Genomic DNA, 12,549 nt, shown 5'->3' with positions numbered 1-12,549 from the left:
GCTGTTCAATAGGGACTATTTCCCTTGTTGGTAGAAGGCTTCCATGTCCTCTTTTGGAACCATACTTCCACCTGTTGCCCAGGCAAGATAAGTAGCATTTTCCATCTTATCTTCTAGGCCATAAGCTTTCATATAAGCACGACCTTCTTCTGTGTCAAATAGCATAGCTGGACCAATAGTTCCTGCAAGTGCTGCGGGCTCTAGGTGAATATCTTCTAAATCAATCATCTTAGTTAACAATAATTTTTGATCTTCTTCAGAAATTGTAATACCACCATTGAAATAATTGTGCATTAGCTCTGCTACAAAGCCTGATGTCCTTGGGACTGCTAAGCCATCCATATTTGTTTTGGCATCTACTTCAATATCTGCTACAGAAACTTTTGAATATTTTTCAGTTACTAAACCAACTAGCATTGATGGCATGTGGGTTGGTTGAGCAAAGAAACAGTGAACATTATCGCCATAGATTTGTTTTAAGCCAAAAGCAGTTCCCCCTGGGCTTCCACCAATACCACATGGTGAAAAGACAAATAAAGGATGATCTTCATCAACAAGGATCTTCTCTTCTTCTAATTGTTTTTTCAAACGGCATGGACCAACAGTGTATCCTAAGAATAAATCTACGGAATGCTCATCGTCAACAAAATAAGATTTTGGATCGGCATCAGATTCTGCACGGCCTTGGTTAACAGCTTCAGTAAAGTTTGTTTTATGTTCAATAACCACAACACCATGGTCACGTAAGTATTTTTTCTTCCATTCTTTAGCATCATAAGACATATGAATAATCACTTCAAAACCAAGTGATACTCCCATAAGGCCTACACTAATACCTAAATTACCAGTTGTACCAACCATAACTTTATATTGACTAAAGAAATCTTTGAATTCTTGACTACCAAACTTACGATAATCATCTTCATAACCTGATAAGATGCCTGCTTCAAGAGCAAGTGTCTCAGCATGTTTTAAAACTTCATAGATCGCACCACGCGCCTTAATGGTTCCTGCAATAGGTAAGGTATCATCACGTTTGAGGTACATCTGACCAGGTATACTTACCTTATATTCTTTTTCCAAAAAGTCTTTAAAGTTTGGAATTTTTGTAATGTCAGACTCAATAATCCCATTGTTAGCACGAGTTGACTCAAAATTTTCGGCAAAATAAGGGGCAAATCTTTCTAAGCGAGCTTCGGCATCACGGATATCTTCTTTACCAAACTGTGATACCTTATTTGCAACTTCAACCCCTTTATAATGATCATTCATCCAAAAGATGGGTTCATACCGCATCATTTTTTTTATTTCTGTTATTCCAGTTTTCACTGATTCTGAACTCATAAGTAACCTCCTAAGTAATAATATAAGCTTCTAATTGTATGATTTCTTTTTTTATAAGAGTCTTTTCAATCTAGTTGAGTTTGCCATGAATAACTAGCGATTATTTATCCATAGCCTGTAATTCTTGTTTGGTAATCAATTTATGGTTTTTAAATACGATACCACCAATATAACCAGCTATTAAACTTAAAATAATGCAACCCAAGGCAGTTACTAATACTTTAGTTGCTGGATTGTAGGCAAACATAACAGCAAAACCAGCTATTGGGGTAGCAGTCCCTGGCGTACCATTGACCAATCCCATTAAAGCAATTAAGATCCCACAAGCTGCGCCACCAAAGAAGTTGGTCACATAAATCGGAATTGGATTAGCTGACGTTACATCAGCCTGAGTTAAAGGCTCAATAGCAAAAGCAATATTATCTTTTCTTTCACCTAATTTTAACTTGTGGAAAAGAATGGCATTCATGAAAGAAGAGCCAAATACTGATAGGGCACCTATAGCCATTGGAACACCTGTTAGCCCTAACATAGCTGTAAGAGCCATTGAAGATAATGGTGCTGTAGCAACTACCACAATGGTTCCTCCAAGGATAATCCCCATAATAATTGGGCTACTGTGAGCAGTTGACGTTAAAATTTCACCAATGGTCAATAAGGTTTTTTCAATAATTGGTGACATTATTTTGGCTAATAGACGTGTTAAAGGAGCACCAATGATAATGATTGCAATTAAGTCTAAACCACCAGGGATATGTTTTTCCATCCATTTAATTAAGAAAGAAACAAGATAACCTGAAATAAATCCTGGGATAATTCCCATTCCAGATACAGATAACCCGATTAATACAGCATAACCTGGCGTAACACCAACTGCAATCGCTACCAAAATAGCTGCTGCAACACCTGAAAGTGAGCCATTTGCACCACCTACTTCACTTAAAAATTGAAAGCCCAATACCTTACCAAAAAATGAATCCTGAAAGGCTTCTACTAGAAAGGAAGCACAGGCAGCTGCTGCAAGGGCACCCATTGCTTTTGCGCCATAAGGTGCTTTATAATTAAATAAAGTAAAAATAGCTAAAACAAGTATGAGAAGGCTTGTCCCAATAATAATATCCATAAAATTTTTTCCACCGTTCTTTAGGTTTAGTTAATACTTGCTACTTGGTCAGTCTGGCCATTGCTTCTACTTCAATCAATGCATCTTTTGGTAGGGCAGCAACTTGGTAGGCTGTTCTAATTGGATAAGGTTCTTCTAACAATTCCGTCATGATTTGATTTAAGGTATTAAAATGTGATAAATCAGATAAATAAATAGTTAACTTGAAGACATTCTTAAAATCAAGCTTTTGTTCTTCCAAGATAGCTGCAATATTTGCAAATGACTGACGGCATTGAGATTCAAAATCTTCAGGAATCTCACCTGTTTCCGGAATCACTGGTAGTTGGCCTGAAGTGTATAAAATATTTCCTTCAATGGTGTAAATAGAATATGGCCCGATAGCTTTTGGGTACTTGCTCATAAAATGAACCTCCTTTAGTTTTTCTACTTAGAATTTTACATGAAATCGCATTCATAGTCAATAATATTTTATCATTTTAATAAAATTTTTTTATTCTGAAATTATTTTCTTATTATGATAAAGTTTAATTGTCTTTTATTCTAAAATATATTACTATATTAGCAAGAAAAATTATAAGTAGGAAGTCAAGCATGAATAAAGAAACTTTACATTACTGGAAAATGATTATTTCATTTTTAAAGGAAGTTCTCGGCGATAATAACGAAATTGTCCTACATGTCATTGAAAAAAATGATATCTTTATTGGTGAAATTGTTAACAGCCATATCAGTGGTCGAACCACCAATTCTCCCCTAACGGCATTTGCCCTTGATTTGATTAACAACAAGGTCTACAAAGAAAAAGACTTCGTAACCAACTATAAGGCTATTGTCAGTCCTCAAAATAAAGAAGTTAGAGGATCTACTTTTTTTATCAAAAATAGTCAGGGTGAACTTGAAGGCATGCTCTGCATTAACAAGGATATTTCTGTCTATAAAGGTCTGGCAGAAAATATTTTAGGACTTGCTAATCTTAATATTAACCATCTTCTAACTCAAAAAGAAAATAAGGCTTCTGCTATTGCACAGGATGAAACTGTAGAAGTCCTCTCAAGTAACATCCAAGACATTATTAGTGAAATTATTGATCCCAGCCTTTTAAATCAAGATATCCATCTTAGTCAAGAAGTCAAAATTGAGATCGTTTCAAAATTATCTGAGAAGGGCGTTTTCCAGCTGAAAGGAGCTGTTTCTAAAGTAGCTGAAATTCTGAATATTTCTGAACCAAGCGTTTACCGCTACCTTAAAAAAATAGAAAGCGACTAAGCTTTTCTAAGTTTGAAATGTTTAAGCAAATGTAAAGCATTCTCCCTTTAAACACCTGACAAGTTAAAAAACACTAGTTGAAAGCAAAGATTCTATCAGCTAGTGTCTTTTTTTATCAGTGCAGGCTTTGAGAAGTTATGCTTTAATCAAGGGAACTCCTGTAAGAGCCTGTACTTCTTTAAAGCTGAATTCTTCATTAATCTCTATGACCTTGATACCTTCTGGAACCACCTTAAAGACACCCATTTCAGTAATAATTAAATCAACGACATTTTTAGCAGTCAAAGGCAGGGTGCACTCTTTGATAATTTTAGGCTTACCCTTATTTGTATGTTCCATGGCTACAATGACTTTTTTAGCTCCAACCAAGAGATCCATCGCACCACCCATTCCAGGAACCATCTTACCTGGAATAAGATAATTAGCAATATCACCATTAGCTGCTACCTCAAGTGCCCCCAAAACAGTCAAATCAACATGGCCACCCCTAATAATCCCAAAGGAAGTTGCACTATCAAAAAATGCAGCACCTGGGTAAACAGTCACTGGCTGCCCTCCAGCATTTACAATCCTTGAGTTGGGATCATCAGATTTAGGACCTAGTCCTATAAAGCCATTTTCTGATTGAAAATAAACATTGATATCATCAGGTAGAAAATTTGCAACCTTGGTAGGGAGTCCTATCCCTAAATTAACCAAGGAGCCATCTTCTAATTCCTGGGCCACACGTTTTGCAATTCTGTTTTGAATTTCTTCTTTACTTAATACAACTGTCATGCCTAGACTCCTTCTTCTATCAGATAGTCCACAAAGATATGAGGGGTATGAACACATTCAGCCTGTAACTGGCCTTTTGCTAGCACTTCTCGTGCTTGAACTATGGTTGTTTTGGCACAAGCAGCCATTAATGCATTAAAATTATTTTCAGAGCCAGAGTATTGAAGATTGCCCAATTGGTCAGCCTTATTAGCTAATATCAAAGCAAAATCAGCCTTAAAGGGAAGTTCTAATAGATAGGTTTTACCATCAATGACCTTTAGCTCTTTTCCTTCTTCAACAAGGGTACCCACACCTGTTGGGGTATAAAAGCCACCTATTCCAAAGCCACCTATTCTAATTTTTTCAGCAAAGCTTCCTTGGGGAATCAATTCAACCTCTAACTCTCCTTCATTCATTTGACGGCCTGCTTCACGGTTAAGTCCAATGTGAGTAGCATAGAGTTTCTTTAATTGCCCTGCCTTAAGGAGTTTTCCTACTCCTTTATCTATAAAACCAGCATCATTACAGATTAAGGTTAAGTCCTTACTTCCCTTTTTCACCAAGGCATCAATAAGAGCTTCTGGACTGCCATTGGTCATAAAGCCACCAACCATAATGGTAGCCCCATCATTAATTTTTCCTATTGCTTCTTCAATGGGAATCATTTTGTCTTTTAACATGCCAATCTCCTTATCTTTTTACAATAAGACTTTGTCCCTGTCCCCCACCAATACATAGGGTAGCTAGGCCATGTTTGGAATCTCTTTTAATCATTTCATGAATGAGTGTGACCAGTATTCTTGCTCCTGAGGCTCCGATAGGATGACCTAAGGCAATAGCTCCTCCATTAACATTAACTTTGTCCTCATCAAATCCTAACTCTCTTGAAACAGCAATTGCTTGAGCCGCAAAAGCTTCATTGGCCTCTATTACATCTAAATCCTTAACCTCTAAATTGGCCTTTTTAAGGGCTTTTTGAGTGGCTGGAATTGGTCCACAACCCATAAAATCAGGATCTAACCCTGCACTTGCAAAGCTTACAATACTTGCTAAGATAGGTAACTGAAGTTCTTCTGCCTTACTTCTGCTCATTAATAAAAGCGCTGCTGCACCATCATTAATACCTGAAGCATTGCCTGCTGTGACAGTTCCCTTATCTTTTTTGAAAACAGTTCTTAGTTGGGCTAAACTTTCTATCCGACTATCAGCTTTAGGGTACTCATCTTTTTCAATAATGAGCGTCTCCCCTTTTCTCTGAGGAACAGAAACTGGGACTATCTCATCCTTAAAACGGTTACTTGCTAGGGCTTTTTGCGCCTTTAGTTGACTACTAAGGGCAAATTGGTCCTGTTCCTGACGGGATATGTGGTATTTTTCAGCAACATTTTCAGCTGTTACTCCCATATGGATAGGTTTAAAAGCGTCACTTAAGCCATCTCTAATCATGCTATCAACAAGTTTATCATCTCCCATGCGAGAACCAAAGCGGTGATTTGGAAGAAGATAAGGAGCCTGACTCATGTTTTCAGCCCCACCTACTAAAACAATATCGGCATTGCCTGATTGTATCTTTTGGGCACCTAACTCTACTGCCTTTAAGCCAGAACCACACACCATATCAATGGTAAAAGCTGGAACTTCATAGGGAATTCCAGAGCCCACAGCTACTTGACGAGCAAGGTTTTGACCAAGGCCGGCATGCAAGACATTTCCAAAAATAACTTCTTCAATCAAATGAGGGGCTAGCTTTGTCTCTTCTAAAATCGCTTTGACAGCTGTCGCTCCTAAATCAATAGCAGAAACTCTTTTAAAAGCACCTCCAAAATTACCAATAGGGGTACGGAAGGCTGATACAATTACAACATCTTTTATCATTTTTTTCTCCTTTTATCTACTTGAAGCGCTTACACAATTATTATATAATGAGACCTATAATAAGCAAGTATCATTTTCTTATATCTTCTATAATTACATATTATACCAGAGACAAGGAGAATCCTTTTATGAATATTTCTAACCTGACTTACTTTGTTGAAATTGTTAACTGTAATTTCAATCTTACAAAGGCAGCTCAAAAAAATCACATCTCACAACCTGCTCTGAGCAATTATATCAAAACAATTGAAAATGAAGAAAATATTAAACTCTTTCTCCGTCATAAGGGACGCTTGGTTGGACTTACAACTATTGGTGAACGCTTCTATGAAAATGCTAAGGTTGTTATTTCCCATCACGAACAACTGATGGCTGACCTTAGAAGTGAATCTAAAAAATACAAGGGGGAAATTACTATAGGAATCCCCCAACTAATCTCTGGCATTATTTTTTCAGAATTAATTCCTAAATTGATTGAAGAAAATCCCGATGTCAAATTCAAAATTATTGAGACTGGAGCTTATGAACTCCAAAAAAAACTTTTTTTAAATGAGGTTGATTTTGCTATTTTATTAACCCCTACTGCCCTAGATCCTGCTCTTGCTGACATTGATATCCTCCTAAGAGACCAACTTTGCCTTTATATGAGCCAAAAAACCTATGAAGAGAAATACCATAAGGCCAAGTCTATTTCTATCAAAGACCTGCATCATGAGGAATTTGTTACCTTTGATAAGACCTTTATGATTTACCATCAGCTAAAGGTTTTATTTGAGCAAGAACATATCTCTCCCAAAATTAAACTCTATTCTGCTTCTTGGGATTTTCTATTAAATATCACAAGATACTCTTCTTATACGACGATTCTCCCTAGGCCAATCACCTATTTTGCAAATATGGAAGGCCTCGTAGAAATTCCCCTTAAAGAACATCCCAAATGGGAAGTGGTCTTAACCTCTTTAAGAAAGGATAAAACCAGCCATTTGAAGGCTTATATCAAAAATACCATTCTTGATTATTTTGCCCGTCAAGGCTTTCACTAAAATTTAAAAGAAAAAGTCATTTGTGCCCAAGAAACAAATGACTTTTTGAATTGACTTTATCATTAAATTAAGAATAAATAGAGGATAATAATCACGGAAACTACTAAAACACAGGGAATAGTGTAGGCAACAATTTGATTAAATTTTAATTTAAAATGGGACAGATAAGATAAAGCCCAAAAGGGAACTATTAAATTAGTGGTCGCATCCCCAAGCTGATAGGCTTGTAAAATCTTACCTAAATCATTACCAACTTCAATGGAAGCTGGGATAATGTAAGGCGCTTCAATGACAAACTTAGAGCCACCTGAAGGCACAGCAATATTTAACAAGGCTGAATAGATATAAGCAAGTACCGGCCAACTTGTCCCATTTGAGATACTCACAAAAAAATGGGAAATTTCTAAACCGAGACCTGTCGTTTGAATAATACCGAAAATGCCAGCATAAAAAGGAAATTGGAGGACCAAGCCCCAGGAGGACATGACCCCATTTTTAAAGAGCGAGCCATAATATTCAGGACCTTCTTGACCACACAGTAATAAACCAAGGCCTAAAAACAGAAAGTTAAAACTATTTAAGTCTAAGCCAGATAATCCAACTCTGGAAAAATGATAGAGACTATAGCCAAAAATAAGAGAGCCAGTAATATACATGACTAAGGGAGAAGCATTCATTTTTTCTGCTGGCGTTCTTCTAGGAATAGATAGAGCTGCTGAAGACTCTAGGCTACTTTGATAAACCTCCTGATCCAGTTCTACTATTTTCCCTTGATCCTTGGGATGGATAAAAAGAGCAAAAAATAAAGGCACCAGCATACAAACAATTAACAGGCTGATAAATTGGATATTAAGGACAGAAGAGGTTAGGGGAACACTTTCAGGAACCAAGGCCTTATAGGAGTCTGCCACACTATTTTTGAGGTAATTAGGGGTTGCAGAATAAAGCACTGCTGCTCCTGATAAGCCTGAAGTAGCTGGTAAAAAAGTGAAAAATAAGGTAGCCACAAATAAAGGGGTGTGTATCTTTATCCCCTTTTGCCTAGCCTGTACTAAGAGTTCTTTCCCAAAGACAATAGCAACCATCATGCCAAGACCCCAGTGCAAGAAACCAAAAAGGGAACCGACAATAACAGAGAAGACAAAGACCTGAACCCGAGTCTTAGGTAATTTTGCTAAAAAGCGAAACATTTTATGGGCAGGCGGGGAACTGGCAACAGCATTTCCTGTGGCTAGAAGGACTGTCATCTGCATGGCAAAAGACAAGAGTCCCCAAAAACCATTGACCCAGCCGTAGATAATGCCTCCTGTTTTTTCGGTTCCAATAAAGGGACTATCTGTCATTAAGACAGCCATCATTATAACTATAAAGGTTAATATAAAACAAATAAAAAGAGACTCCGGCATCCATTTCATAAAACCATCAATATAGCGGTCCATGAAACTTTTCTTTTTGGTGCTTTCTTTCATTGCATTCTTCCTTTCATAATAAAAGAATGACCTTTCTCCTAGCTATTGTGTAAGCCTTTAGTAGATTGTGTAAGTAAAATAAATAGCTATCATAGATCTGTCATTCTACTTTCTACCCTCATGATAAAACCGCTTTCATTTTTTGGCAAATACCAATATCTTATGTCTACTATAAATAAAACTTATGACATCCCCAAGAATCTATAGCAAGTTGTAATAGACTGCCCTACTATATCCTGATGAGACAAACAAAAAAACCTAACGCATGGTTAGGTTGCTTAGTCTAAAAATTAAACTACTTTTGTAATATTTGTTGCTTGAAGACCACGTTGGCCTTGCTCAATATTAAACATTACTTTTTGTCCATCATCTAATGATTTGAAACCGTCAGATTGGATTTCTGAAAAGTGAGCAAATACATCTGCTCCGTCTGCTTGTGAAATAAAGCCGAAACCTTTTTCTGCGTTAAACCATTTTACTGTACCTTGTGTCATTTGAGTTACCTCTATATATTTTATTTGTAAAGAATTATTAAGAGGAAAACAAAAGATAAAACTGATACTTTGACTCGAAAAACTTATTTACATTCCCTACTATAACAGTATAAACTTCATAAGTCAACCCTAAAACTGCAAAATAAAAAATTATTTTCTTTGCTTATAAGGTTTAGGAAGTTTGATACATCTTGGTGGTCAACTTCAATAATTCTAAAATAAGATAATGGTGATCAATTAGAAGATCATAAATCTGGTCTTCATTTAAAATACCTGATCTGATTGCTGGTTTTTCATCTCTTAACTTAAACCACTCTTCACTTCCATAATAGGAGGATAGGGCTTTATAATCATCATAGTGTTCATTTATTTCTTGAACACTTTCTTTTAAAGATTCTAAGAGGGGAAGAAAGCGATCATATCTTTCTTCTAAATCTTTAATGGTCATTGCTTCTTTATCAGTCATGCTTAGCTTCTCCTTTTTTTATTTCTGTCATTATAACATTTTTAGCAGCAAGTTCCCTTACTTAAACTTGCAAGGCTATTAGACTATGCAAAAAGAAGGGCCTTCCCCTTCTTTTTGAGTTTTTATGTCATAAGAAAATAGTCTTAGTAGGCTTACTTAGATTTGGCTGACTTGCTAAAGAGCTTAAATGCGCCAAGAAATGATACTAAGCCTAATAAACTTATTGCAGAACTAGTTTTATCACCTGTTTGAGGGAGGCTCTGAGAAGGGCTAGTCATAACGCTTACTGGAAGCTTATAAGAATGAAAGACTTCTTCTTTAGCTACTCCTTCTTTGGTAGCTATGCTTGTTGCTGGACTCTTAGTAGGTACTGGATTTTCCTTGTCAAAGGATAGTTGTAAAAGAAGAGGATCGTGGTCAGAAGCACGCCCATGAGCAACCATAAAAGGTGAGTTCACATGGACCATATCAAAAGCATAACGGTCAAGGAGATTACGAGAGACCAAGATATTGTCAAGCGTCTGGTTGTTTCCTTGATGGAAATAAGAATAACGGTCAGCTAGGTCATGCCTACTTACTAAATTAGCCATTCCCCCTTCTTCTATAATGCCTATGGTCTTAGTGAATTCAAAGTCGTTATAGTCACCAAGCATGACAATATTAGCCTGATGGCGACTGCCTTCTTTGGCAAACTGGCTTAAAATAGTAGCTAGTTGATGTCGTCTTTCTTCAGATTTAAAGGTTACTGGCTGATTGCGACCATATAAGGGGCTATCGCCTCGTTTAGAGTTTAAATGATTGGCAACAACCACTACCTTATTGCCTTGGAAAATGAATTCGGCAGCTAAGGATTTTCTGACATCTTTCCAAGCAGGGTTTGTAGGGTCAATTCTTCCCAAACTTAAACTTAATTCGCCATTAACCCATGAAACGGAATCTCTGGCTCCTCCTTTTGGCTTAGCCGAAAGACTAACCCTATCAGGTTGATATAAGAATCCAGTCCGAATGTTAGCCCCTGGTTGGCCCCCATCCTGGTTATTTTCTGGGGCAATATCAACATAAAGATAAGTCGGACCACCCAGTTGCTTGATAGCCTCAATCAGGCGTTTGGCACTTTCTTTTGCATCTGTTGTGCCGTCATTTTTAGGCCCATTATTATCTTGTACCTCAATGAGGCCAATAATATCAGGCGCATTTAAATCATCGATAAAGGATTGGGCAATACGTTTTACCTTTTCATCCTTAGTGGAGCTTTTATTAGCTGAGAAGTTTTCAATATTGTAAGAAGCAATGCTTAGCTTACTTGGGTCTTTTTGCAGATAGGTTTTTTCTGGTTTAAGATGGCCATCATGTAAGCTTGGCATCTGTAAATTATCATCCACAAATACCTTGTAATTGCCATAGCTGTAAGACACAGGACCTGTAAGACGGCCTGTAAAGTAGTCTCCTGCCTTAATCACTTCTTTTCCCTTCTTAAAAAGAATAGGAATTAAATCGGTATTATAGGACTTTTCTGGTAATAAAATCCCTCCAGAATTATCTAATGGTCTTTTTGATGAACCAGGGAGCACATAAATTTCCTTATGGTCCATTGGTCCTAAAATCTTAGCGTCATCCACAGCGACAAGCATGCCTTCTAGAGATTCCCAAAAGTCAATGGCATCTTCTTTGGGATCAAAGATACTTAGTCCATCATTGTCTATAATATTGGCAGGTGCTTGACGGTCTTTTCCTAAAACAATGGGGGCAGGAACCTCATGACTTCCTGTTTTAATAATACTATCAGCCTTTATCTGGGTAATACTTAAGTCTGTTTGTTTACGGTCATCATAGCCTTTTCCAAAAAACTCTTGAACTGTTCCAGTAATGGTTAAGACATCACCAAGTTTGACCTGGGCATTTTTGGAATAAATTTGAATGCCATCAGAAGTTGCGTCATTATTGTCTCCATATAAGTCCTGAACATAAAAATGACTGGCATCTTCTAGATAGGTAACAACGACTTCTTCTACTCTGACCTTCTTATTTACAAGGGGTGACTCATGGCTGCTTCCTTGGATTTGCCCAACCTTAACGACTTGGCTTGTGCTATCAGCCTTAGGAGTTGGCTTAGCTTGTCTATTTGAGCTTAGGCTAGTAGCTTGAGCTGATTCTTCTTCTACCAGAGCATTTAAAGCCTCTGAAGAACTTTCTATGTTAGGACTGCTAGATGCAGGTAGCTGTAAGTCAGGCTGGGAAGAATCACTTGCCTGATTAGAGGAAGGTCCCTTAGCGGGCTCTGATACTTGGGATGCTGATAAGTTTTCTGCTGAAGCCTTGCTATTAGCTAATCCAGATTCTATAGTGTCTCCACTGACCTCTTCTTTAGCAGGGCTAGCTTTATCTGTCTGTAAAACCACCTCATCTGCATAAACAAGCTGGCTTGGTCCATCCACCATCTCCTCAATCACTGGAGATACAGCAACTAATGCCAATAAGGAAGCATAAGTGAAAAATTTCTTATTTGACATAAAAACTCCTTCTAATCTATATGACATATTACAGACTCATTGTAACAGAAATAAGACACAAAAGAAATATGTTTTTCGTATTTTGATAAGAAATATTAATTTTTTGTCAAAGAAAGCGTTTCATTTTTTCTGAAATAAGTATTTTTTCAACAAAAGACGAACAAATAGCTTTTTCGAGTCTCTTTTATCAATTTTTA

General features: G+C 37.1%; 12 protein-coding genes. 2 read left to right on the top strand and 10 right to left on the bottom strand.

What is annotated here, in order from left to right:
* Positions 1–15: 15 nt before the first annotated feature.
* From A3GU_RS0101540 to A3GU_RS0101530, 3 genes are all read right to left on the bottom strand, one after another.
* Positions 16–1,344: a D-serine ammonia-lyase gene (locus tag A3GU_RS0101540; protein WP_018365776.1), complete on the bottom strand. Its 1,329-nt coding sequence runs from the start codon at positions 1,342–1,344 to the stop codon at positions 16–18.
* Positions 1,345–1,444: 100 nt separating this feature from the next.
* Positions 1,445–2,467 carry a PTS sugar transporter subunit IIC gene (locus tag A3GU_RS0101535; RefSeq protein WP_018365775.1) on the bottom strand — a complete coding sequence of 341 codons (1,023 nt, stop codon included), beginning with the start codon at positions 2,465–2,467 and terminating at the stop codon, positions 1,445–1,447.
* Between the two features lie 40 nt (positions 2,468–2,507).
* Positions 2,508–2,870, bottom strand: coding sequence for a RidA family protein (locus A3GU_RS0101530; protein WP_018365774.1), 363 nt, complete (start codon positions 2,868–2,870; stop codon positions 2,508–2,510).
* A 191-nt stretch (positions 2,871–3,061) separates the two neighbouring features.
* Here A3GU_RS0101530 and A3GU_RS0101525 point away from each other — a divergent pair, with 191 nt between their 5' ends.
* On the top strand, positions 3,062–3,736 hold the full coding sequence (locus A3GU_RS0101525) for a helix-turn-helix transcriptional regulator (protein WP_018365773.1): 675 nt from the start codon (positions 3,062–3,064) through the stop codon (positions 3,734–3,736).
* Positions 3,737–3,871: 135 nt separating this feature from the next.
* Here A3GU_RS0101525 and A3GU_RS0101520 read toward each other — a convergent pair whose 3' ends face one another.
* From A3GU_RS0101520 to A3GU_RS0101510, 3 genes are read right to left on the bottom strand one after another with little or no spacing between them, the layout of a single operon-like run.
* Complete coding sequence (locus A3GU_RS0101520) at positions 3,872–4,513, bottom strand: 3-oxoacid CoA-transferase subunit B (RefSeq protein WP_018365772.1); 642 nt, start codon at positions 4,511–4,513, stop codon at positions 3,872–3,874.
* Positions 4,514–4,515: 2 nt separating this feature from the next.
* Positions 4,516–5,175: a CoA transferase subunit A gene (locus tag A3GU_RS0101515; protein WP_018365771.1), complete on the bottom strand. Its 660-nt coding sequence runs from the start codon at positions 5,173–5,175 to the stop codon at positions 4,516–4,518.
* A gap of 10 nt (positions 5,176–5,185) precedes the next feature.
* Positions 5,186–6,370, bottom strand: coding sequence for an acetyl-CoA C-acetyltransferase (locus A3GU_RS0101510; RefSeq protein ID WP_018365770.1), 1,185 nt, complete (start codon positions 6,368–6,370; stop codon positions 5,186–5,188).
* A 128-nt stretch (positions 6,371–6,498) separates the two neighbouring features.
* Between A3GU_RS0101510 and A3GU_RS0101505 the strand changes: the two genes are divergently transcribed.
* Positions 6,499–7,413 (top strand): LysR family transcriptional regulator, encoded by a 915-nt coding sequence (locus A3GU_RS0101505; protein WP_018365769.1) that lies wholly within the window; start codon positions 6,499–6,501, stop codon positions 7,411–7,413.
* Positions 7,414–7,475: 62 nt separating this feature from the next.
* Here A3GU_RS0101505 and A3GU_RS0101500 read toward each other — a convergent pair whose 3' ends face one another.
* The 4 genes from A3GU_RS0101500 to A3GU_RS0101485 all read right to left on the bottom strand — a co-directional run bounded on the left by A3GU_RS0101500 (position 7,476) and on the right by A3GU_RS0101485 (position 12,352).
* Positions 7,476–8,882 (bottom strand): short-chain fatty acid transporter, encoded by a 1,407-nt coding sequence (locus A3GU_RS0101500; RefSeq protein ID WP_018365768.1) that lies wholly within the window; start codon positions 8,880–8,882, stop codon positions 7,476–7,478.
* A 290-nt stretch (positions 8,883–9,172) separates the two neighbouring features.
* Positions 9,173–9,376 carry a cold-shock protein gene (locus A3GU_RS0101495; protein ID WP_018365767.1) on the bottom strand — a complete coding sequence of 68 codons (204 nt, stop codon included), beginning with the start codon at positions 9,374–9,376 and terminating at the stop codon, positions 9,173–9,175.
* Between the two features lie 172 nt (positions 9,377–9,548).
* Complete coding sequence (locus tag A3GU_RS0101490; RefSeq protein WP_018365766.1) at positions 9,549–9,842, bottom strand: DUF4298 domain-containing protein; 294 nt, start codon at positions 9,840–9,842, stop codon at positions 9,549–9,551.
* A gap of 152 nt (positions 9,843–9,994) precedes the next feature.
* The gene (locus A3GU_RS0101485) at positions 9,995–12,352 is read right to left on the bottom strand and encodes a DUF8508 domain-containing protein (protein WP_018365765.1); all 2,358 of its coding nucleotides are present in this window, start codon (positions 12,350–12,352) and stop codon (positions 9,995–9,997) included.
* Positions 12,353–12,549: the final 197 nt, after the last annotated feature.

Source organism: Streptococcus didelphis DSM 15616 (assembly GCF_000380005.1).
GTDB classification, from domain to species: domain Bacteria; phylum Bacillota; class Bacilli; order Lactobacillales; family Streptococcaceae; genus Streptococcus; species Streptococcus didelphis.
The sequence above is the reverse complement of the archived record's forward strand: the minus strand, read 5'-3'. Positions and strand labels throughout refer to the sequence as shown.